This window comes from Adonisia turfae CCMR0081 (genome assembly GCF_011009555.1).
In the GTDB taxonomy this organism is placed as follows: Bacteria; Cyanobacteriota; Cyanobacteriia; order Phormidesmidales; family Phormidesmidaceae; genus Leptothoe; species Leptothoe turfae.
Map to the genome: position 1 here is coordinate 6,997,858 of NZ_QXHD01000004.1, position 21,694 is coordinate 7,019,551.

The 21,694-nt window shown below is 48.2% G+C and carries 22 protein-coding genes; 20 read left to right on the forward strand and 2 right to left on the reverse strand.

What is annotated here, in order from left to right:
- Positions 1-64 precede the first annotated feature (64 nt).
- The 15 genes from DXZ20_RS33805 (at position 65) to DXZ20_RS33875 (ending at position 13,733) form a co-directional block, all read left to right on the forward strand.
- Complete coding sequence (locus tag DXZ20_RS33805) at positions 65-1,849, forward strand: R3H domain-containing nucleic acid-binding protein (protein ID WP_250564853.1); 1,785 nt, start codon at positions 65-67, stop codon at positions 1,847-1,849.
- A 127-nt stretch (positions 1,850-1,976) separates the two neighbouring features.
- Positions 1,977-2,387, forward strand: coding sequence for a photosystem II protein Psb27 (gene psb27, locus DXZ20_RS33810; protein WP_163661969.1), 411 nt, complete (start codon positions 1,977-1,979; stop codon positions 2,385-2,387).
- A 216-nt stretch (positions 2,388-2,603) separates the two neighbouring features.
- A complete protein-coding gene (rpmJ, locus tag DXZ20_RS33815; protein WP_006515920.1) occupies positions 2,604-2,717 on the forward strand; it encodes a 50S ribosomal protein L36 in 114 nt (37 codons plus the stop codon).
- Positions 2,718-2,823: 106 nt separating this feature from the next.
- A complete protein-coding gene (gene rpsM, locus DXZ20_RS33820; RefSeq protein ID WP_163661971.1) occupies positions 2,824-3,204 on the forward strand; it encodes a 30S ribosomal protein S13 in 381 nt (126 codons plus the stop codon).
- 169 nt (positions 3,205-3,373) lie between these two features.
- Positions 3,374-3,766 carry a 30S ribosomal protein S11 gene (rpsK, locus tag DXZ20_RS33825; protein ID WP_163661973.1) on the forward strand — a complete coding sequence of 131 codons (393 nt, stop codon included), beginning with the start codon at positions 3,374-3,376 and terminating at the stop codon, positions 3,764-3,766.
- Positions 3,767-3,832: 66 nt separating this feature from the next.
- Positions 3,833-4,780 (forward strand): DNA-directed RNA polymerase subunit alpha, encoded by a 948-nt coding sequence (locus DXZ20_RS33830; RefSeq protein WP_006515923.1) that lies wholly within the window; start codon positions 3,833-3,835, stop codon positions 4,778-4,780.
- A gap of 94 nt (positions 4,781-4,874) precedes the next feature.
- Positions 4,875-5,225, forward strand: a complete 351-nt coding sequence (gene rplQ, locus DXZ20_RS33835; protein ID WP_006515924.1) for a 50S ribosomal protein L17 — start codon at positions 4,875-4,877, stop codon at positions 5,223-5,225.
- A gap of 9 nt (positions 5,226-5,234) precedes the next feature.
- A complete protein-coding gene (gene truA / locus DXZ20_RS33840; RefSeq protein WP_163661977.1) occupies positions 5,235-6,113 on the forward strand; it encodes a tRNA pseudouridine(38-40) synthase TruA in 879 nt (292 codons plus the stop codon).
- A gap of 89 nt (positions 6,114-6,202) precedes the next feature.
- Positions 6,203-6,634, forward strand: a complete 432-nt coding sequence (gene rplM, locus DXZ20_RS33845) for a 50S ribosomal protein L13 (protein WP_163661979.1) — start codon at positions 6,203-6,205, stop codon at positions 6,632-6,634.
- Between the two features lie 48 nt (positions 6,635-6,682).
- Positions 6,683-7,093 carry a 30S ribosomal protein S9 gene (gene rpsI, locus DXZ20_RS33850; RefSeq protein ID WP_006515927.1) on the forward strand — a complete coding sequence of 137 codons (411 nt, stop codon included), beginning with the start codon at positions 6,683-6,685 and terminating at the stop codon, positions 7,091-7,093.
- A gap of 49 nt (positions 7,094-7,142) precedes the next feature.
- A complete protein-coding gene (gene rpmE, locus DXZ20_RS33855; protein ID WP_006515928.1) occupies positions 7,143-7,385 on the forward strand; it encodes a 50S ribosomal protein L31 in 243 nt (80 codons plus the stop codon).
- A 106-nt stretch (positions 7,386-7,491) separates the two neighbouring features.
- Positions 7,492-8,595, forward strand: coding sequence for a peptide chain release factor 1 (prfA, locus tag DXZ20_RS33860; protein WP_163661980.1), 1,104 nt, complete (start codon positions 7,492-7,494; stop codon positions 8,593-8,595).
- Between the two features lie 109 nt (positions 8,596-8,704).
- Complete coding sequence (locus DXZ20_RS33865; RefSeq protein ID WP_163661982.1) at positions 8,705-9,982, forward strand: metallophosphoesterase family protein; 1,278 nt, start codon at positions 8,705-8,707, stop codon at positions 9,980-9,982.
- Between the two features lie 57 nt (positions 9,983-10,039).
- Complete coding sequence (locus DXZ20_RS33870) at positions 10,040-12,583, forward strand: M48 family metalloprotease (RefSeq protein WP_163703011.1); 2,544 nt, start codon at positions 10,040-10,042, stop codon at positions 12,581-12,583.
- 709 nt (positions 12,584-13,292) lie between these two features.
- Entirely contained in the window at positions 13,293-13,733 is a 441-nt protein-coding gene (locus tag DXZ20_RS33875; protein ID WP_163703012.1) for an RNA recognition motif domain-containing protein, read from the forward strand.
- Between the two features lie 102 nt (positions 13,734-13,835).
- Here the strand turns inward: DXZ20_RS33875 and crtB are convergent, their stop codons facing one another.
- Positions 13,836-14,765 (reverse strand): 15-cis-phytoene synthase CrtB, encoded by a 930-nt coding sequence (crtB, locus tag DXZ20_RS33880; RefSeq protein WP_163661989.1) that lies wholly within the window; start codon positions 14,763-14,765, stop codon positions 13,836-13,838.
- A 385-nt stretch (positions 14,766-15,150) separates the two neighbouring features.
- On the opposite strand from crtB, the gene glyA reads away from it, so the two are divergent.
- A complete protein-coding gene (gene glyA / locus DXZ20_RS33885; RefSeq protein WP_163661995.1) occupies positions 15,151-16,431 on the forward strand; it encodes a serine hydroxymethyltransferase in 1,281 nt (426 codons plus the stop codon).
- A gap of 288 nt (positions 16,432-16,719) precedes the next feature.
- Positions 16,720-17,781, forward strand: a complete 1,062-nt coding sequence (locus DXZ20_RS33890; protein ID WP_163661996.1) for a glycosyltransferase family 4 protein — start codon at positions 16,720-16,722, stop codon at positions 17,779-17,781.
- Between the two features lie 92 nt (positions 17,782-17,873).
- Here the strand turns inward: DXZ20_RS33890 and DXZ20_RS33895 are convergent, their stop codons facing one another.
- Positions 17,874-19,424: an ArnT family glycosyltransferase gene (locus tag DXZ20_RS33895; protein ID WP_250566022.1), complete on the reverse strand. Its 1,551-nt coding sequence runs from the start codon at positions 19,422-19,424 to the stop codon at positions 17,874-17,876.
- 130 nt (positions 19,425-19,554) lie between these two features.
- Between DXZ20_RS33895 and DXZ20_RS33900 the strand changes: the two genes are divergently transcribed.
- The 3 genes from DXZ20_RS33900 to aroQ all read left to right on the forward strand — a co-directional run bounded on the left by DXZ20_RS33900 (position 19,555) and on the right by aroQ (position 21,682).
- Positions 19,555-20,823, forward strand: coding sequence for a competence/damage-inducible protein A (locus DXZ20_RS33900; RefSeq protein WP_163703013.1), 1,269 nt, complete (start codon positions 19,555-19,557; stop codon positions 20,821-20,823).
- A 150-nt stretch (positions 20,824-20,973) separates the two neighbouring features.
- Complete coding sequence (locus DXZ20_RS33905) at positions 20,974-21,129, forward strand: hypothetical protein (protein WP_156828345.1); 156 nt, start codon at positions 20,974-20,976, stop codon at positions 21,127-21,129.
- 109 nt (positions 21,130-21,238) lie between these two features.
- Positions 21,239-21,682 carry a type II 3-dehydroquinate dehydratase gene (gene aroQ, locus DXZ20_RS33910; protein WP_163661997.1) on the forward strand — a complete coding sequence of 148 codons (444 nt, stop codon included), beginning with the start codon at positions 21,239-21,241 and terminating at the stop codon, positions 21,680-21,682.
- The last annotated feature ends 12 nt before the right edge of the window (positions 21,683-21,694 follow it).

The window sequence follows — 21,694 nt, forward strand, 5'->3', positions numbered from 1 at the left end:
TATGGCTGAAAACCTGGCTCGATTCTACCTATTTTTAAATATTCCTTTTTAGTTTCCCGAATCTATGGCTCGTTCAGACGAATATCAATCTACGCCTGAATCGACTGCTGCACTTTCTAAAAGCAGTGCTCCAATTCATGACGACCTGGATCAGCTTTTAAGTATCCTGCCTGAAGGCCTGCGGGCTCCCCTGAGTAATCACCCTCAGCGTTCTCAGCTAATTGAGGTCATCCTAGATTTAGGTAGACGACCCGAAGCTAGATTTCCAGGCAAGGCAGACTATCTTTCAGAGCAGGTTATTTCCAAGGAAGATTTACAGCACTGTATTGAACGGGTTGGGACGTTTGGGGGTGATAATCGCGCTGGAATTGAGAAAACGCTACACCGCATTAGTGCTATGCGGAACCGAGCTGGAACCATTATTGGCCTGACCTGTCGAGTGGGTCGAGCTGTTTTTGGTACGGTCGAAATGATTCGTGACCTGGTTGAAGCAGGCCAGTCAATTTTACTGCTGGGCAGACCAGGTGTGGGCAAAACTACTGCTCTACGCGAAATTGCTCGCGTCTTAGCAGATGACCTTGATAAACGCGTCGTCATTATAGACACGTCCAACGAAATTGCTGGTGATGGAGACATACCTCACCCTGCCATCGGTCGAGCCCGCCGTATGCAAGTAGCTCGACCGGAACAACAGCACCAAGTCATGATCGAGGCCGTTGAAAACCATACCCCCGAAGTCATTATCATTGATGAAATCGGTACTGAGCTCGAAGCACTAGCAGCCCGAACTATTGCAGAAAGAGGGGTACAGCTAGTGGGTACCGCCCATGGTAACCAACTAGAAAACCTGATCAAAAATCCAACTCTGGCTGACCTCATTGGCGGTATTCAAACGGTCACCCTAGGAGATGATGAAGCTCGTCGTCGGGGTAGCCAAAAAAGTGTTTTGGAACGCAAAGCTCCACCCACATTTGACATGGCCATTGAAATGCTGGAGCGACAACGGTGGGTTGTCCATGAGGATGTAGCAGCTACGGTTGATCATCTATTGCGCGGGCGCATGTCGGAAACCCAGGTTCGGACGGTGGGAGAAAACGGCAAAGTCTCCATTACCCATGAACTACCGGATATTGTTAGTCAAAGGCGCACCACTCGACGGACTCAGCGAGGTTGGCGCGAGGCTGGCCAAATGGAACCCGTTGCACAACGAGCTCGCCAGCATGGCACCAAGGCACCGACGCCACTGCCCGTACCTAATGCTACTGATGAGTTTCAAGCCTTGTTGGATCGGCAACTGGATACAAGTAGTTTGGAACTATCCACACCCGTGGGGCCTAATGGGGAAGATTTGGTGCCGATTTATCCCTATGGCATTAGCCGTGAACAGCTACATCATGTCATTGATACGCTGAAACTTCCGGTATCAATTACCAAGGAGCTTGGGGTGGCTCAAGCAGTGTTGGCATTGCGATCGCATGTGCGAAACCACTCTAAACTCAAAACCATTGCAAAATCGCGTCAACTTCCTATTTACACCGTCAAATCCAATACCATTCCACAGATCACACGGGCCCTGCAACGTCTTCTAGATATTGACCCTAGAGATCAATCAGCAGCTATTGATCTTTCTCTCTTTACTCGCCAAGGCGAAGATGATGAACTCGAAGCCCTTGAAGAAGCAAGGCTAGCAGTTGAGCAAATTGTGATTCCTAAAGGACAACCCGTCGAATTATTACCCCGCTCCGCAAAAATCCGAAAAATGCAACACGAATTAGCCGAGCACTATCGACTTAAGTCCTTGAGTTTTGGGGATGAACCCAACCGTCGGCTACGTATTTTTCCCGCCTAAATATCGCCATACCTATGGGTGCCATACACCTAAACGTTCTCCTGAGTACCCCATTCAGATAAGATAATCACCACAGGCCCAATGGCCAGGCACACAATTGGAGCCATCTGTAATTGGGAATAAGTTTATGAAACGTATTTTGTCTCGTTTGTTTGCATTTACCCTAGTGGCCATCCTAGGTCTCACTGGCTGCGGTGGTGACGGCATGGGAGCTGACGGACTCAGCGGTAACTATCGCCAAGACACCATGGCAGTTGTAGAAACCCTCAGAACCGCCATTGAGCTACCCGCAGATGCTCCAAACCTCCCTGAGGTTCGCTCCCAAGCCAGACAACAGATCAATGCATTCTCAGCTCGCTATCGTCGATCTGCAAATGCAGCTAGCCTAAGTTCCTTTGCCACCATGCAAACAGCAGTGAATGCGCTGGCAGGCCACTATAGTTCCTATCCCAATCGCCCTATTCCCGCAAAGCTGAAGGCTCGGTTAGAACAAGAGTTTAAGCAAGTCGAAGCTGCACTGCGTCGAGAATCGGCTTAGCTAATAATTAACAGTCACAAATACCCAAAAAAGCCTCGCCGGAATCCGGCGAGGCTTTTTTGGGTATTCCCATGGCAATTTACATCTACTAATGGCTATATCGAGTAGCAAGCGAGCTCAAGACACATCAACTGTCCATAACAAAAATTAATTGACCGCTTGTTAAGCTATTTGCTAGAATCACACTTCTGTAGGCAAGTTTTTTACATTTTCAGCATGAAAGTACGGGCATCCGTCAAGAAGATGTGCGACAAGTGCCGGGTGATCCGTCGGCGCGGTCGAGTGATGGTTATTTGTTCTAACCCCAAGCATAAGCAACGCCAGGGTTAGCCACTGTAACGAGTTTAACGATTTATTTCACATTCAACTGAGCGGTTGCCAACTGACATGTCAGTGCCAACGTAACCGCACGGCAGCAAACTAGGGAGAAAGCACGGTGGCACGTATTGCAGGCGTTGACCTACCAAGGGATAAGCGCATTGAGATTGGTTTAACTTACATCTACGGTATCGGCCTGAGTCGGTCCAAAGAGATCCTGGAAAAAACTGGGGTCAACGCCGATATTCGCGTTAAGGATTTGGCCGATAGCGATGTAGCAAAACTACGGGAAGTGGTTGAAAACGACTATCAAATCGAAGGTGATTTGAGACGTTGGGAAAGTATGAACATCAAGCGGCTAATGGATATTGGCTGCTACAGAGGACGTCGCCATCGGTCAGGACTGCCCGTGCGTGGTCAGCGGACTCGCACTAATGCGCGCACACGTCGTGGTAAGCGCTTGGCTATTGCTGGCAAGAAGAAGCCTGGTAAGAAATAAAACCTGACGACGCAATCTGTAGGTGATCTTTACATTCCAAGGGTTGCCGATTTAGACATGCGTGCTACAACAGGAAAGGCATTTTGGCAAGGAATTGGCAATCAGGTGGGTCACTAGTCGGCGACTACACAGGTTTTTAAAGAGTTAACGTTTTCGGAATACAGGAACTATGGCTAAAGGCGTCAAGCGCGCGGGTGGACGCAAACCCCGGAAGAATGTCCCCAACGGTGTTGTCCACATTCAATCAACATTTAACAACACCATTGTGACTATTACAGATACCAAAGGTGATGCAGTTTCATGGGCATCAGCTGGTTCCAGCGGCTTTAAAGGTGCCAAGAAAGGAACTCCCTTTGCAGCTCAAACAGCAGCCGACAGTGCTGCCCGTCGAGCTATGGACCAAGGAATGCGTCAGGTTGAAGTCATGGTTAGTGGCCCTGGTGCTGGTCGTGAAACGGCCATTCGTGCTCTTCAAGGGGCTGGGTTAGAAATCACTTTAATTCGTGATGTGACGCCTATTCCCCACAACGGCTGCCGCCCACCCAAGCGCCGCCGCGTCTAATTTTTTTTAACCTATCAGCTAAAAAGTTAGCCACCAGGCAATAGCTATCTAAGGGAGGTCACTGTAGTGGGACAGTTTAAAATTGAATGTGTAGAATCAATCGTCGAAGACGATCAGAGCCAATTTAGTCGTTTTGTACTCGAACCTCTTGAGCGTAGTCAAGGGATCACAGTTGGTAACGCACTCAGACGGGTTTTACTCTCAAATATTGAGGGTGCTGCTATCACAGCGGTGCGCATGGCAGGGGCAAATCATGAGTTTGCAACAATTCCAGGAGTACGTGAGGATGTGCTTGATATCATTCTGAACCTCAAGGAAGTTGTTGTTAAGACCTACACAAACCAACCTCAGATTGGCCGCCTAGCTGTACAAGGTCCTGCAACTGTAACGGCAGCGCATTTTGAGTTGCCTGCTGAAGTTGAGCTTATTAACCCAGATCATTACGTGGCCTCAGTTGCGCAGGGTCACACACTTGAAATGGAGTTTCGGGTAGAAAATGGTCATGGTTACCGTGCTGTCAGCAACAATCGCGATGAAGCAACAGCCCTAGACTTCATGCAAATTGACGCTGTCTTTATGCCAGTAAGAAAGGTCAATTATTCAGTTGAAGAGACAATCGTTGGTGCCGATCAGCCTAAAGATCGCTTACTGATGGAAGTTAGTACGAATGGTAGTCTGACGCCTCAGCAGGCAATGAGCCAGGCAGCGGATATTCTGATAGACCTGTTTAACCCACTCAAGGATGTTACCCTTGAGCCCAAGCGGGATGAAGACGTCAAAGAGGAAGACACCACTTATCAGATTCCAATTGAAGAATTACAGCTGTCTGTACGTGCCTATAACTGTTTGAAGCGAGCGCAGATTAATTCTGTGTCTGATTTGCTGGACTACAGCCAAGAAGATCTCCTTGAGATTAAGAACTTTGGTCAGAAGTCAGCGGAAGAGGTGATTGATTCACTACAACATCGATTGGGAATTACCCTACCTATCGAAAAACCGGCTAAACAATCTTAGGCCTAACGCCTTGGCCTTGAGTGTTTTCAGGCCAATCTCTCCGAAGCCCAAGGCTTCGGTTTTTTCTTGTCTATTTGCTAACAGAGGAGACCCTATGCGCCATCGTTGTCGTACGCCCCATCTGGGCAAACCTGCAGATCAGCGTCGTGCTTTGTTGCGATCGCTAACTACTGAACTCATTCGTCACGGTCGGATCAAAACCACACTCACTCGAGCCAAAGCCGTCCGTTCCGAAGCCGAGCGTATGATCACCCTAGCCAAGGAAGGTTCCCTGGCGGCTCGCCGTCGAGCCATGGGGTACATGTACGACAAAGACCTTGTTCATTCTTTGTTTGAACAAGCCCCCTCTCGATATGCTGAGCGTCAGGGTGGCTATACTCGCATCGTGCGCACAATTAGCCGCCGAGGTGACAATTCAGTGATGGCCATTATTGAGCTCACCTAGTTCCCATTGATGGCTAATCGTACGCCCGCTAAGCAGCTCGAAGCTGTCCCTAAAGCCAACCAAGGTACCCAACGGGTAGCCATTGTTATTCAATATCAGGGCACCCATTTTTATGGATGGCAACGTCAGCCGGAAAAACGTACGGTACAAGCGGAGATTGAGGCAGCGATCGCGTCATTACTGGGTTATCACGTCACCATTCATGGCGCAGGGCGTACTGATACGGGGGTACATGCGGCAGCCCAAGTAGCCCACTTTGATGCTCCTAAAATCATCCCAGCCTACCGTTGGGCATCTATACTTAATCATCGATTAAGTGAAGACATCGTGATTCGCGCTGCGGCTCAGGTTCCCGATGATTGGCATGCCCAATATTCGGCCAAATGGCGACGGTATCGATACACCATCTACACCGATGCCTATCCCAATCTCTTTGTTCGTCCCTACGCATGGCATTTTTACCATGAGCCGCTGGACGATCAGCTAATGCAGTCGGCATTAACCCCCATGGTGGGTTATCATGAGCTAACTGCGTTTCATCGCGCGGGATCTAGTCGTGCCCATTCGTGGGTTGAGTTGCAGGCGGCTGAATGTTCCCGCTGTGGACCGTTTGTTCAGGTTGAGCTGCAAGCTGCCGGTTTTCTGTACGGCATGGTGCGCCTGGTGATGGGCTTGCTAGTGAGTGTGGGACGCCGCCGCTTAACCCCTGCTGCTTTTACTGAACTATGGCAGTCAGGGCGTCGTGACTTGGTTAAGCATGCCGCACCGGCTCGAGGACTTTGTCTGTTGCGAGTCGGTTACCAACATTTCCCCTTTGCACCGGATGCTTGGTTTGATACTCAACCACAGCTAACGCTGCATTCCACCACCAAGAATTTGGCTGTTTAGATTGCTGTGGGCAATCGTTGAGATGTTACTCAACACTCTTAGAAAAAGAAGCAGCCTTTCATCCAGTTCGTTGATATCAGAGCCTAAGCATGTTTAAGACCTACATTCCCCCTGTCCAAGAAATTGACAAGAAGTGGTACGTTGTCGATGCGGCTGACAAGCGCCTTGGTCGTCTAGCAACAGAAATTGCCAATATCTTGCGTGGTAAAAATAAACCCACCTTCACCCCCAATATGGATACGGGTGACTTTGTTATCGTAATTAATGCTGAGAAGGTTAACGTTACCGGTAACAAGCGTCAGCAAAAACTCTACCGCCGTCACTCTGGTCGTCCTGGTGGAATGAAGGTTGAAACATTTGACCAACTACAGAACCGGATTCCTGAGCGCATTATTGAAAAGGCTGTTAAAGGAATGCTGCCTAAGAATGCTCTCGGACGTAAGCTGTTTACCAATCTGAAAGTCTATGCAGGTCCTGAGCATCCCCACGCTGCTCAACAGCCTGAAACAATCAGCCTTTAGGAGTCGACCTCATAGTATTTAGCAGTATTTACAGGAGAGCATAATTCCATGTCAGAAGGACAGTCCGATCGCGTTGTTTATTGGGGTACTGGCCGTCGCAAGGCATCTGTCGCCCGCGTACGCTTAGTTCCAGGAGAAGGCAAGCTTTTTGTCAACGGTAAACCCGGTGAAGATCATCTTCAGAACAACTCTGCCTACTTGTCAGCAACCAAAGCTCCGCTAGAGACTCTAGGCCTGGAAGGTGACTACGATATTTTAGTTAATGTTCGTGGTGGTGGATTGACTGGTCAAGCTGATGCCATCAAGCTCGGTGTAGCTCGAGCTCTGTGTGAACTAGACCCTGCAAACCGTGGTCCTTTAAAGATTGAAGGTTATCTAACCCGTGATCCCCGTTGTAAGGAGCGTAAGAAGTACGGTTTGAAGAAAGCCCGTAAAGCCTCCCAGTTCTCCAAGCGTTAAGTTTGGATTCTATCTATTTTTTAGATCATCTCACTACCGGATTAGAACAATGCCAAAAGCTGATATTCATCCCGAGTGGTATCCTGACGCTAAGGTTTACTGCGACGGCAAGTTAATTATGACTGTGGGCTCTACTAAGCCCGAGCTTCACGTTGATGTATGGTCTGGCAACCATCCCTTTTACACAGGAACGCAGAAAATCATTGACACTGAGGGTCGTGTAGAGCGCTTCTTACGTAAGTACGGCATGGCCGACGATAAGGCCAAAACAGCTGATAGCTCAGAAGGCTAGCTGCTCATAACGTCATCTTGAATCCGAAGGATTATTGTATCCTTCGGATATTTTTTATTTGACATTTCTTCTAGCCCGAATCCGCTGAAATCATTGAGCAAATCCCATGGCTGAGCAATATCTACTCGACAAATTAAAGTCGGTTGACCAAACTTTTGAAGAACTCACCCGCCGCCTTGCCGACCCGGATGTGGCAAAAGATCCGACTGAGTTCCAAAAAATTGCCAAGGCGCGGGCGTCATTAGAGGAAACTATCACCACCTATAACGACTGGAAAAAAGCTCAGTCAGACTGCGAGGGCGCTCAAGAAGTTCTGAAAGAGTCCGCAGGGGACGAGGAACTTCGAGAAATGGCAGCCATGGAAGTCAAGGAACTTCAGGCAACCATTGGTGACCTAGAAAACCGCCTCAAAATTCTTCTGTTACCACGCGATCCCAATGACGATAAAAATATTATGTTGGAGATCCGAGCAGGTGCTGGTGGCGATGAGGCTGGCATTTGGGCAGGGGATTTGTTGCGGATGTACTCCCGCTATTCTGAGGGGCAGGGTTGGAAGGTACAGACAGTTAGTCAGTCGGTCGCTGATATGGGTGGCTGCAAAGAAGCCATTCTAGAAATTACAGGCGACCAAGTTTACAGCAAACTCAAGTTTGAAGCAGGCGTCCATCGCGTGCAACGGGTGCCTGCCACAGAAACTAGCGGTCGAGTGCACACATCGACAGCAACCGTGGCAGTGATGCCAGAAGTGGACGATGTGGAAGTTAAAATTGATTCCAAAGATATTGAACTGACCACAGCACGTTCTGGTGGTGCAGGTGGTCAGAATGTCAACAAGGTAGAAACAGCCGTAGACTTATTCCATAAACCTACAGGTATTCGAATTTTCTGTACGGAAGAGCGATCGCAGCTACAAAACCGAGAGCGCGCTATGCAAATTTTGCGGGCTAAGCTTTACGAAATGATGCTCCAAGAGCAACAAGCAGAAGTCACTGATATGCGACGCTCTCAGGTAGGGACCGGCTCACGCTCAGAGAAAATTCGCACCTATAACTATAAGGATAACCGAGTCACGGACCACCGTCTGGGACAAAACTTTAGCCTATCCCCCGCGTTAGAAGGAGACATTGAAATCATGGTGCAGTCCTGCATCACCCAAGACCAACAGGCTAAATTAGAACAGCTGGCGGCTGAAACTGATACGCCTGTTTAAGATAGCCTCCGGGATGATGCCCCCATGCTCTGGGTAAGTAGTCATTAGTTTTATTTGACAACCTCCAGCTCAAAACTAAAATTAATCACTCACATTCATTCCCTTTACCATGGCGAAATTTCTGCACATTGCCGATGTACATCTGGGATTTGATCGTTACAACAGCAAGGTACGCACCACCGATTTTTTCCATACGCTGTGGGATGTGTTGGAGCGTTATGCTATCCAGACACGTGTAGACTTTGTAGTCATTGCCGGTGATCTGTTTGAACATCGAATGATTCAACCGGCTATTTTGAATCAGGCTCAGCTCTGTCTCCAGCAGTTGCAGAGTGCGGGTATTCCAGCAATTGCCATTGAAGGCAATCATGACAACTGTCCCTATGGCACTAAGACCAGTTGGCTACGCTATTTATCAGACTGGGGATTACTCACACTGCTAGAGCCCAGTCAAGATGAAGCGATGTACACCCCTTGGAATGAGGCAACAAAACGGGGTGGCTATATTGATCTTGACTGTGGTGTGCGAGTACTCGGCTCTAACTGGTATGGTGCTGCTGCCCCTAAGGCCATCGAACAAATTGCACAGGCTATAGAAACATTGCCTGTAGGCCCCGGCTCAACTGTTTTACTCTTTCATCACGGTTTAGAAGGGCAAATTGCTCGTTACTCTGGAGCGTTACGCTATGGCGATTTATTGCCTCTTAAAAAAGCTGGTGTGCACTACGTCGGTCTAGGGCATATCCATAAGCACTACACCGTCGATAACTGGGTTTTTAATCCTGGCTCCCTTGAAGCCAACAATATTGAGGAGGGGGGTCTGGAGCGCGGCGCTCTTCTAGTGGAAATCAATAATGGCCAAGTGGATGCTCAGCTACAAACTGAATATCGACAGCGTCCGATTATTCGTCTGTCCTTAAAATTACGGGGGCAAGAAGCGCTAGAGGATATTGAAGGGCTAGCCCTTAAGGTCATTGACCGGGCCATGGAGCAAAAACGCCTCATCCCTGCGGACCAGCCCATTGTGGAACTGCGGATTGAAGGGCAGATCGGTTTTGAGCGCTTAGAACTTGATACCAGAAAATTGCAAAGCTTATTGCAAGAACACTGTAGCGCATTAATTTTTCTACTTAGGTATGAAGTTGAAAACGTTGAGTACGGCACGCCATTGCCGGACGATGCTGACCGTCATCAAATTGAACGAGAGATTTTCACCGATCTGCTAACAGCTCACAATGTCTATAAAAAACGAGCACAGCCCCTTGCCGCAGGTTTGATCGATCTCAAAGAACAACAGCTTACTGGTGTAAATGAAGAGACTCTCTACACACTGGTTGAACAGATATTAAACCCACCGACGAAAGCATCTCCTGGCCATTCGGGTTAAGATTGCGTCAAACTTGTGTCCCCTGCACTGCCGTCAATAACATCAGAGGATATCTGCATGGGTTTAGATCGATCACCGGACTATTTGATTAAAACCGGGCTAGCTGCACTCAAGCAAAAAGATTATGAGCGTGCGATCGCAACGTTTACACAGCTCAGTCAAGCGGATGGGGTCAGCACAAACCATCGACTCAAAGCTCAAATGGGTCTTATTCGCACCTATGAAGCCCAAGGAGCGAATATCCAGGCCCAAACCCTATGCAAATCTCTACTAAACAGCCATAGTCAGGCTATTCGTCAATGGGCCCACGATAAATTAAAACATTTAGAGACTGACCAACCATCACTAAAGAGACCCAATAGCACACCTGAAGCACCCCAGAGTAGAGGGTTTGTCCCTGAGAGCAGCGGCTTTATCCCTTTTAACGACCAGACACCGACCGTCAATCAAACACCCCCCTCAAAAGACAGTATTTCCTCACCAGACATCCAACCAACATTGGCTGAAGACGTCCCTAGCCAATCGCTAACGCACAGTGAGCAAACCATTGCTGACAGTCGTGGACTTTCTAACCAGACATTAAACGTACAGCCTCAGTCCACCAACGACCTCACTCACCAAACTGTAGGCAGATCGTCTTTGTTCCATTATGAAACGCTCAACACTAAACAAGATTTGAGCACCATTGACACAGGCGTCAATCAAGTGCCGAAAAGTACGCCAACTGCTGCATCCACACCACAGCAAACTAGCACGTCCACACAACGGCCAAAGCCACAGCCCCCTAAACAGCAACAATCCCCTCACCAAAAACAACAAGACTCTCCCCCCCACCCTCTAGCTTCTGCACCTCCACCACATGGCACTGACAGTTGGCCCCAAGGCACTCGCCTCAGAGCCCTGAAATCTCTAGGTAAAGTCAGTAAAGGGAAACTTTGGTTTGCTCAAATAACAACAATCCCAATTCTTTTTTTGGTAATTCGTTGGTCGCTAAAAACTAGCCTGATCTTTATTCGCGGCTACTTACAGTTTCTCGATCGGATCTTACCGATCAATATTAGACCAGCCCCATTTTTTTGGGGTAACCAGACCTGGACAGTCCTGATTGGATTGGGACTATTGACGTTGGCAGCGCCCTGGTTATGGGCATTGCTTTTACGCCCTTCTGAACAAATCACCCATCAACAATTACAAAACTACAGCCCGGAAGCTGCTCAGTTATTACGACGTCTCTGCACAAATCGACGCTGGAAATTTCCCACAATTCAGCTAATAGACAGTGAACTAGCCGTTATTTTTTCCTATGGCTGGCAGCCTCGCGTTGGTCAACTGGTGGTCAGCCAGGGGCTACTCGATCGCCTACAGCCCGATGAGTTGGCCGCAATCATCATGTATGAAATCAGCCACTGGCCCAAACTTGACTGGATCTTGTTTTCCGGACTAGGGCTGTTATTACAAGGATGCCATCGTGTCTATTGGTTCTTGGCACGGCACGGCGAGCATCGCCCAATCCTCATCCAGTGGACTGCTGGTACACTCGCCACTCTTAGTTATTGTATGTTTTGGCTACTGGCTAAGATCGGGTGTAGCTTAGCGCGTATTCGCACACCCTATCGCGATCGCATCGCCACCGAACTTACGGGCAATCCCAATGGCCTTGTACGGGCACTGGCCAAATTGTCACAAGCCAACGCAGAGGCTATCGCCCAGCAAGGCTACACGCCTCCTTTATTGGAAAGTTTGGACTTAATGCTGCCAGTTGGATTGGAAGAAACGGGGACATCGGTGCAGCAGTATGCTTGGGGAGCGTTTAATCCATTGCGGCACTGGCTATCCATCAATCAAGCCCACCCACCCCTAGGAGATAGACTCTATACCCTAGGGGCTTATGGACGGCATTGGCGACTCAAACCGAGTCTCAACTTTGCCCATCTGACCCTCAAAAATAGAGCGCGCATTCTCTCTGCCCATGATTGGCAAGAACTCCTATCCCAGGGGGGCGGATGGTCTGGATTAATCGTGGGGTTGGGTGTAGCAGGTGTAATGTGGCTCATTGGTGCGATCGCGACAAGCCTCGATTTCCCTCTACTGGATTGGCTTTATAAAGATCGCAGCATTCTCATTGGTATCCCTCTGATCTGTGCCGCAACTGGCCAGTTACTAAGGATCAATCCCTTTTTTCCAGAAATCAGCAACACTCAGCCAAAAAGTGAAGCACACCTAACAAGCTGGCAAAAAGATCCTACGCTGATTCCCCTCAGTCATCGACCTGTAACTATCAAAGGTACTCTGACAGGCCGCCCAGCCTTAGCAAACTGGCTAGGTCAAGAATGGCGACTACGCACACCCCAAAACTGCATTAAACTGCATTACACCAACCACTTTGGCCCCTTGGGCAATATCAAAAGCCTCACCCCTTGGCTCCAACAGTCATTACAGGTAACCGGATGGTTTCGCCGAGGACATCACCTCTGGATTGATATTGACCGCCTCCAAAACGATCAAAACCAAATCAAGATTGCTCAACATCCCATATGGGCTACCATTAGCAGCCTCTGCCCTTTGGCGTACGGCCTTTGGCTCATCTTCAAAGGCGGCTGACCATACCGACACGTTGCACCCATTACCAGAAAATGTTAAATATTGTAAATGAGTACTGATTGCCTAATTTCGTTTCAGATTGTTTATTTAGCAATTTGTCGTTGGGCATCGGGTTCTCCTACTCTCAACACAGCAAACCAGCCCTACTAAAGTGGCTGGTTTTTTTATTACACAGATGCTGTTGTTTTGAAAAAATGGTTTAACGATAAATCATTTACTTATATCAATTGTCTTTCCCTTCGAGTAAATGCCCTCAATGGTTTTACCCACGGAAGGGACAAAACAGACCAATACACTTGATGGCATACTCTACGCTATCTTTAGGGAGCTTCACCAAAAAAACCACTGAATAGCTTGGCTAGGCATCGGACAGCGTGATACCTTGATGGTGTAGAGATACGTCATAGTTCTCATTGAATATAATGAGAATTCTCTGGTAACGATAGTGATGAGTAGTCGTTTTAGTTGACTGTTACCAGAGTTTTAAAGTGATTTTTGCAGACCCCTAAGTAGGGTTGTTAGCTCATCAACGTAGTTGCTCGCTTAAAATGGCCAGTTTTTTTGCTGCGGTTCGTCACCTGTTAATCATTTCAAGCCACAGTTACAAGCTATTTTCTAGAGATTTCCAAGCTCTGGTAGGGCTAGTTGGCTAATTTTTTGTTTGCCTATCCGCCGCAGTTGTTTTTTAGATTTTTTTAAGAGGTATCCCATGTCAGTGCGCTTATATATTGGCAACCTACCCCGCGATCTAGAACGCGAGGAGTTTGAAGCTGTCTTCTCAGAAGACGTGGATAATATCGTTTCAGTAAAATTGATTGCTGACCGAAAGACTGGCAAGTGCCGCGGCTTTGGGTTCGTAACTGTTAAAACTGATGAGATCGCAGACACCCTTGTTACCAAGTACAATGGCCAGGCTTTGCAAGACATCACTCTAAAGGTTGAGAAAGCAATGCCCCGTACCAAAGAAAATGAGGGCGCTAATGCTAGTAGCGGAAACAATAATCGAAAGGGCGGTAAGCGTAACGGCGGTGGACGTAAGCCTGCTACCTATTCCTCCCCAGCTCCTGAAAGCACACAGCCCGATCCTCGATGGGCTTCCGATTTGGAAAAGCTCAAGGAAATGCTAGCTGCCCAAACAACTGCTTCATAGAAGCGCCCTCCACTACTTGACTTTAGGAAAAAGCCAGGGGATGCATCCCCTGGCTTTTTTTAATGCTGAAAGTTTATAACCTTTAGAGGATTCAACGCTAGCTTAAAGCACCCGAGCACGAAGCAATGCAGGTGGCAAGCAGAGCAGCTTACGTACTGTAGGGACAAATGCACGTCTGTTAAAGACATCGTATTGATTCTCAGCAATTACATCCAGAATCTTGCGATAAAGCATCAGAGCAGACCATACAGGCCAGCGAGCATCAGGGCTTAGAACACTGATACCGCTTTCTGCCTGACGATAAAACTTTAATGCCCGTTGAATCTGAAAGCGCATCAGTGCGCACCAACGCTCATCAATCACCCCATTCATTAAATCGTCTTCACTATATTTGAATAGCTCAAGGTCTTCGAGGGGTAAGTAAATACGACCACGACGGGCATCTTCTCCCACATCACGCAAGATATTAGTGAGCTGATTAGCAATGCCCAAGGCAATAGCTTCTTCCGTAGGACAAGGTAATGCCTTAGCCCAGGGTGCTGTGTTGTATTCAGGGTCCACACCCATCACTACGGTGGACATTAAACCCACCGTACCTGCAACCCGATAGCAATATAGCTTTAGATCTTCAAAGGTCTCGTATCGAGAGCATTCTAAATCCATCCGTTGCCCCGAAATCATGTCACGGAAAGGCTGGATATCTAAGGAGAAATGCTCTAGAGCGTCCACCATAGCGACATCGTAGTCATCCTGAGGATGACCTGAAAAGACAGACTCTAGTTGCTTCTCCCAATCATTAAGGGTGTCTTCAGTCGTGAACTGAGCAGAAGGGCCATCAACCAACTCATCTGTACGCCTACACCATACATAAATCGCCCAAATGGCACGGCGTTTGACTTCCGACATCAGCATCGTACCCATATAAAATGTCTTTGAGTACTTAGCTGTAATTTGCCGACAGCGTTCGTAGGACTCATCTACAGAAGCCAACTTGGACGCAGGCGAGACATTAGTAGTGGGTTGCAGCAGCATGGGTGTCCTTCTTAAGCAAAAAAGCGTCAAGAGCTAGTAGGGAGTCAAAAAACAAGAGATGAATGTTTGCCAGCTAATGACAAATGCAAATTCACCTTACTATCCTTGAACATTTGTAAATGCCCAAGCACAGGATTAATCACAAGTTTTCGTGGATTTTATCCATTATAGATTTTCAAGCGTTACATTCTGATACAAAAACGTAACATTAACCTTAGTGAGGTTTCAATTAACCAGAAATTGAAACAGCTAGAGGCGATGGCTCTAGCTGGTAACCACCCTTTGCAGCACGGTACTATAGTTTGCTGGTAAAACCACGAAGAATTAAATTCCTGTCCTAACTCTTCAGCCAACCAGACTTATCCAACTTAAAGTATCCATCCCCATGACCACTAATTTTGAATTTTTGAGACAAACTGACCCAGATATTGCCGCCATCATCGAGAACGAACGTCAGCGTCAACAGGAACACTTAGAGCTAATTGCCAGCGAGAACTTTACATCCCCTGCTGTCATGGCTGCCCAAGGTTCTGTTCTGACAAATAAATACGCAGAGGGGTTACCTAATAAGCGATATTACGGCGGGTGTGAATTTGTCGATCAGGCTGAGGCTCTGGCAATTGATCGAGTCAAACAGCTGTTTGGAGCGGCCCACGCTAACGTTCAACCCCATTCGGGTGCTCAGGCTAACTTTGCAGTTTTTCTAGCCTTACTACAACCCGGCGATACCATCCTGGGTATGGATCTTTCCCATGGTGGTCACTTAACTCACGGCTCTCCGGTGAATGTATCGGGCAAATGGTTCAATGTTGTCCAGTACGGCGTTAACAAGGAAACTGAGCAACTTGACTACGATGAAATTCGGAAGCTAGCCCTTGAGCATCGACCTAAAATAATTATTTGTGGCTATTCTGCTTATTCCCGAACTATTCATTTTGATAAGTTCCGAACCATTGCTGATGAGGTAGGTGCTTACTTCATGGCCGATATCGCTCATATTGCAGGGCTAGTTGCGACAGGTCATCATCCCAATCCCATTCCCCACTGTCATGTAGTGACCACCACCACACATAAAACATTGCGAGGTCCCCGTGGTGGTCTGATCATGACCAATGACCCTGATTTGGGTAAAAAGTTTGATAAAGCCGTGTTTCCTGGTAGCCAAGGGGGGCCCTTAGAGCATGTCGTAGCCGCTAAGGCAGTCGCTTTTGGAGAGGCGCTTAAACCCGAATTTAAGACCTATTGCGCCCAGGTAATTACCAATGCCAAAGCCCTTGCAGCGCAGCTACAGACACGAGGGTTTAAGGTGGTTTCAGATGGCACCGATAATCACCTGGTATTGGTTGATTTGCGTTCCATTGGTATGACTGGAAAACAGGCTGACGCTCTAGTCAGCATGGTCAACATTACAGCCAATAAAAATACGGTTCCCTTTGATCCAGAGTCTCCCTTTGTGACCAGTGGTCTGCGTTTAGGGTCACCAGCTATGACCACTCGCGGGCTAGGCAGTGAAGAGTTCAAGGAGATTGCCAACATTATTGCTGATCGGCTACTCTCCCCTGAGGATAGTGATGTTGAAACTGACTGTCGAAATCGTGTTGCAGCTCTCTGTAATCGATTTCCTCTTTATCCTCATCTCCACCCAACAGAGGCTATTTTGGCCTAGGTAATCTCTTCATGGCTAGATAGCTTCACAATTGCTCTATCTTCCATGGAATTCCTACAAAGAATCTTTGATACGTCATGAGTACCTGACGTATCAAAGATTTATAAAAATCCCTATATCTCGCCAATTCCTTTGACAAATCCATAATCGTTATTTGAACCATATAATTACCGGCTTGAAAGATCTAGAAAACCTGCTAGGGTGACGGTGACTATTGTGTGTGCTGCCAACCCTGTGCGTTGAGTTCATATAAGAGCTTGTGTTGTCTTCCCCCTTACTCTGTCACCCATGCCCTTTCAGATATATCCCCTGTTAGCTTTTACGCTGTCGGCTGTTGTGGTTCTTGTCGCTACACCGATTGTCAAAAGAATTGGGTTACACAGTGGCCGAGTTGATATGCCTGGTGGCCGTAAAGTACATAAAGTCCCCATGGTTAGGTTGGGGGGCGTATCAATTTTTTTGGGCTCCGTCGTGGCTCTATTGGTTGTTTGGAATATTGGTGGCTTTGTTGATGCCCAAGGTCAACAGCTGGTTAATGAACCTGAGGCTGAAATCTGGGGTGTTACCTTGGGAGGCTTGGCATTCTTCTTAATCGGGTTGTTGGATGATCTATTTGGGCTTTCTGCCATTAGTCGTTTGTTAATGCAGGCTGTTGTCGCGGCTATTACCTGGCATGTAGGGGTGGATATTGAGTTTGTGTCTATTCCAGGGTTGGGCATTGTTCAACTAGCTGGCTGGGTGAGTTTACCCATAACGGTTGTATGGCTGGTGGGGATGGCTAATGCAATTAATTGGATTGATGGGTTAGATGGCTTGGCAGCTGGGGTTTCCGGAATTGCCGCGATTGTCATGATGCTGGTAGCTCTGTTTATGGAGCAGCCTGCTGCAGCCCTTATTGCCGCCGCTCTTGCCGGTGGAGCCTTGAGTTTTCTCAAGTACAATTTCAATCCTGCCCAAATTTTTATGGGGGATGGCGGGGCCTATTACATGGGCTTTACCCTGGCAGGGGTAGGGGTCATTGGTCTGGTCAAAGGTGTAACAACAGCTGCGGTATTTTTGCCCTATTTACTGATATTGGCCGTACCCATCTTGGATATGTCGGCGGTCATCCTGGCTCGTCTGCGCCGAGGGCTGTCCCCGTTTGTTGCAGATAAAAGACATCTCCATCATCGGCTTTTAAATGCTGGATTATCCCATCGCTTTACAGTGTTATTTATTTACTCTTTGACCCTATGGGTGGGTAGTCTAGCGTTGGCCTTCTCTGATATGCCCAGTGGCAGGGCCTATGCGCTTGGTTCAACAGCATTATTAGGCTACACAGGTTGGCGGGCTAAACGTCATGCGAGATGAACCGGTAACGAATCGGCAATGGCCACTGCCAACAAACAATAAATTCGTAGGGCAGGGGCCTTATACATGCCCTCTCTTATATCTATCGACCGTCAATATGGATAATCGTAGGGCTTTATGAGTTGACCAACGTCGTATAGATAGAACGTCTCCGTTGTCGATCTTGCCCGTTGAGTGTCTACGCTTGCTAACAAATCGAACCGCTCAAAGTAGGGGGCGTAGGTAGCTCGGATCTCAGATTGATCATCATCGGCAATACTCAGAAACAGCCCTGAATATCCCAACCAATCTTTTGGCTGAAACCAGACTGCATGACCCCGTGGATCTTGAGTAAATGCCATTACGGGAGATGACGTGAGAGGGCTAATGGCCATGTCTACATATCCACTGAGCCAGAACTCATTCGTCACTAGAAAATTCGCGGCTGCGATCGCATCTCCCACACGCCCCTCTTGCAACCGTCGCCGTAGCTGTACCACGTCAATCATGGTGGTGGTTGGATCGGTTTCTGGTGCCACCACCTCAACCACGCCACCGGGGCGCTGTAGGGTCCCCAGCGCGACATGGCCCAGGGCAAACACTAACAATGTGGCTATCACCAGGGCACTGCTGACCAACCATCGTCTTACTGTTTGGAATGACCAGCCGGCCATGGTCACCGCCAGCAATAAACTCAAACTCCACAGTCCTGGAGCAGGCCAAGCCGGATAAATCCGGGTAAAACCGCCGAGCAAGGTAAACCCAGCCGCAATGGGCAACCCTAGCCATAGAATAAATCGATGGCGCAAATCACCGTTGGGTACATGCCAGAGGTGACGACCAATGGCCCACCACAGTGGAAACCCCAAGGCAGGAAACAGGTAGGCAATACCCACCAGCCACACCCCCACCATATTCAGCAAATTAAACTGAGGCCCCGTGGCATCACCGTCAAACCGGGTAGATAAGTGAAATCCAAAGGAGAGCCAATCATGGTGAAGGTTCCAGTACACCAGCGGCAGTAAAGCCAGGCTAAAAAGCCCTAGGGCGGCCAAGGTCCATACGGACACAAGTGCTTGACGATGACGCGTGCTGGTTAAACAAAACCCCACCAAACTCAGCCCTAAAACAAAGCCGTGATATTTGCTCAGACAGACCAGCCCTAGCAACAGACCAATCAAAGCAATTTTGGCAGTGGGTTGATAGGGTCCCTTCACTGGGAAAAATTCCAAGACAGCCACATACATCGTCACTGACCACCAAAAGATCAAGGCGTTATCTGGGGCTGCTAGCAGACCAAAGCTGAATATAAATAACGGGCATAGGGAGGCGATCGCAACTGCCCCCATCCCAACTTTCTCCCCAAACAACTGCCGCCCGCTTAAATAGAGCAACCCCGTACTGAGGCCATATAGAATCAATGCCCCCAGTCGGATCGTCAAGGGTGAAATATACCCCGTTAACCAGGGACCCAGTGCCGTCGTCAACGCCACCATGACCGGATGGTCAAAATAACTCCAATCCCAATGCTGGGTGTACAAGAAGTAGTAAGCTTCATCAAACCCTGGCGGCAACAGCCATGCAATAAGTATTCGTAAAATCCAAGAGCCTATTACCAGCCCCATCAGCCAGCTTGGCCATTGCATCAATTTTCCAGTGGCCATGTTTTCATCCCAATTGCAAAGCGCACGCACCTTCCAAGTATCAGATCAAATTTGCAAGAAATGCTTTACCATCAACCAACACAGGGCACTTTCTCCGCTTTCCTTTATTAACGACCTATCTTGGCCAACCATGATCACCGGCAGTGCAGAAATCATATGTGTGGGAACTGAGCTACTTTTAGGCGATATTCTCAACAGTAATGCCCAATACCTGGCCAAGCAGCTGGCCCATTTGGGTATTTCCCATCACTATCAAACCGTTGTGGGTGATAACCCACTGCGCTTAGCAAGAGCAATCGCCATTGCCTGTGAACGGTCACGGTTGATTATTTTTACCGGTGGCCTTGGCCCCACCCCTGACGACATTACAACTGCAACGATTGCAGACTTCTTTGGGGTACCGCTAGTGGAAAACGTCGAGGTTCTGGCTGATATTAAAGCTAAATTTGCTCAGCGCGATCGCGTTATGACTGATAACAATCGTAAGCAAGCCTGGCTTCCCGAAGGTGCAGATATACTACCGAATACTCAAGGCACAGCCCCCGGTATTCTCTGGCAACCTCGCCCCGGACTGCACATCATGACGTTTCCAGGAGTACCGCGAGAACTGTACTCCATGTGGCAAACCACTGCTGTTCCTTATCTACAAGATCAAGGGTGGAGCAATGGCATCATTCATAGCCGCACCCTCAAATTTTGGGGCACCAGTGAGTCAGGTCTGGCCGCCAAAGTCAATGATTTTCTTCAGCTAGAAAACCCAACAGTTGCCCCCTACGCCAGCGACGGCGTGATTAAGCTGCGAATTTCAGCTAAGGCAGACTCTTTAAACGCTGCTGAACAGCTCATCGACCCTGTCGCCAAACAACTCAAAGCCATTGGTGGTGTCGACTGCTTTGGAGAAGACGATGAGACCTTGGGCAATGCTGTCGGGCGGTTGCTCATAGAACAAGCTGCCACTCTAGCTGTAGCCGAATCCTGTACCGGGGGTGGGCTGGGTGCCATGGTTACCGCCGTTCCAGGCAGTTCCCAATATTTTATGGGGGGAATTATCTCCTATGACAACACCGTTAAAGAGCGGCTACTGGGAGTTTCGCCTCAGGATTTAGTAACCCATGGGGCTGTCAGTGCTCCAGTTGCTGAACAAATGGCAGGTGGTGTCCGTGCACGGCTGCAAACCGATTGGGGCATCAGTATTACAGGCATTGCCGGTCCTGGTGGCGGCAGTCCGCAGAAACCTGTTGGTTTAGTATTTATTGGTGTGGCAAACCAGACAACTACGTGGCATATTGAATGCCGGTTTGGCCATCGTAAAAGCCGCGAGTGGATTCGTTTAATGAGTCGTAACACCGCGCTAGATATACTCCGACGTACCTTACTCAGTAATCCTCAGACAGTGTAAGTACCGACATCGGGATGACAACACCTTGATCATTTCTGCTAATTCGTTATTATGGTGAATACTTCCACAAGTAACTTCACTGAAGTTTACTTCAAGTTGATTTGCTATTTGTGGAATTTATAATGGTCTTGTTAAATGAGACCGCACCAGATGAGATTAGGAGCAGCCTGGCTCATGGATATTGGCAAAATTCTGGAAAAGTTGAAGAACTGGGTAAATCGGGTTTTAGACTCTTTGCTTGGCCCTTCAGCACAACCGGAGCCAGAAGCAATCCCTATTCCAGTTAACGATCGCCGCCGTCGTTAAGCCCCAGCATCATTTATAAATGGGCTTTCAAGTATTGTCCTAGGATTAACCTCTGTCGCTTCGCTGGTTAGTCTTTGATACTATTCCATGTGTAGCTTTAGGTGACTCATTGGATAGTATCTTCGTAGTTCATGGCCCTAATTTGAACATGTTGGGCAAACGTGAGCCTGAAATATACGGTCACGATACCCTGGATGATATCAATCAGGCCTTAGTATCTCTGGCTGAGTCTTTGGGTGTGCAGGTTAGCACCTATCAGTCTAATCACGAAGGTGATTTGGTGGATGCAGTACAGGCTACTAGTGAAAAGCATCAAGGATTATTGATAAACCCTGGAGCCTACACTCACACAAGTGTTGCCATCCGTGATGCCATTGCCGCTGTAAATATTCCAACGGTTGAGGTCCACCTCAGCAATATTCATAAGCGTGAGGCATTTCGTCACCATTCTTACATTGCCCCCATTGCCATTGGTCAAATCTGCGGCTTTGGCATAAATAGCTATTACCTGGGTCTACGAGCCCTGGTCAATCATTTACAAAATTCAGCCTAGTACCCGATGGCA

Bases quoted from the DNA above. Each gene is read 5' to 3' on its own strand.
- glyA (WP_163661995.1), top strand. From the start codon at position 15,151: ATGACCACTAATTTTGAATTTTTGAGACAAACTGACCCAGATATTGCC.
- rpmJ (WP_006515920.1), top strand. From the start codon at position 2,604: ATGAAAGTACGGGCATCCGTCAAGAAGATGTGCGACAAGTGCCGGGTG.
- crtB (WP_163661989.1), bottom strand. From the start codon at position 14,765: ATGCTGCTGCAACCCACTACTAATGTCTCGCCTGCGTCCAAGTTGGCT.
- DXZ20_RS33875 (WP_163703012.1), top strand. From the start codon at position 13,293: ATGTCAGTGCGCTTATATATTGGCAACCTACCCCGCGATCTAGAACGC.
- DXZ20_RS33870 (WP_163703011.1), top strand. From the start codon at position 10,040: ATGGGTTTAGATCGATCACCGGACTATTTGATTAAAACCGGGCTAGCT.
- DXZ20_RS33895 (WP_250566022.1), bottom strand. From the start codon at position 19,424: ATGGCCACTGGAAAATTGATGCAATGGCCAAGCTGGCTGATGGGGCTG.
- DXZ20_RS33900 (WP_163703013.1), top strand. From the start codon at position 19,555: ATGATCACCGGCAGTGCAGAAATCATATGTGTGGGAACTGAGCTACTT.
- DXZ20_RS33890 (WP_163661996.1), top strand. From the start codon at position 16,720: ATGCCCTTTCAGATATATCCCCTGTTAGCTTTTACGCTGTCGGCTGTT.
- rplQ (WP_006515924.1), top strand. From the start codon at position 4,875: ATGCGCCATCGTTGTCGTACGCCCCATCTGGGCAAACCTGCAGATCAG.
- rpmE (WP_006515928.1), top strand. From the start codon at position 7,143: ATGCCAAAAGCTGATATTCATCCCGAGTGGTATCCTGACGCTAAGGTT.
- DXZ20_RS33905 (WP_156828345.1), top strand. From the start codon at position 20,974: ATGAGATTAGGAGCAGCCTGGCTCATGGATATTGGCAAAATTCTGGAA.
- DXZ20_RS33865 (WP_163661982.1), top strand. From the start codon at position 8,705: ATGGCGAAATTTCTGCACATTGCCGATGTACATCTGGGATTTGATCGT.
- prfA (WP_163661980.1), top strand. From the start codon at position 7,492: ATGGCTGAGCAATATCTACTCGACAAATTAAAGTCGGTTGACCAAACT.
- rpsI (WP_006515927.1), top strand. From the start codon at position 6,683: ATGTCAGAAGGACAGTCCGATCGCGTTGTTTATTGGGGTACTGGCCGT.
- psb27 (WP_163661969.1), top strand. From the start codon at position 1,977: ATGAAACGTATTTTGTCTCGTTTGTTTGCATTTACCCTAGTGGCCATC.
- rpsK (WP_163661973.1), top strand. From the start codon at position 3,374: ATGGCTAAAGGCGTCAAGCGCGCGGGTGGACGCAAACCCCGGAAGAAT.
- truA (WP_163661977.1), top strand. From the start codon at position 5,235: ATGGCTAATCGTACGCCCGCTAAGCAGCTCGAAGCTGTCCCTAAAGCC.
- DXZ20_RS33805 (WP_250564853.1), top strand. From the start codon at position 65: ATGGCTCGTTCAGACGAATATCAATCTACGCCTGAATCGACTGCTGCA.
- rplM (WP_163661979.1), top strand. From the start codon at position 6,203: ATGTTTAAGACCTACATTCCCCCTGTCCAAGAAATTGACAAGAAGTGG.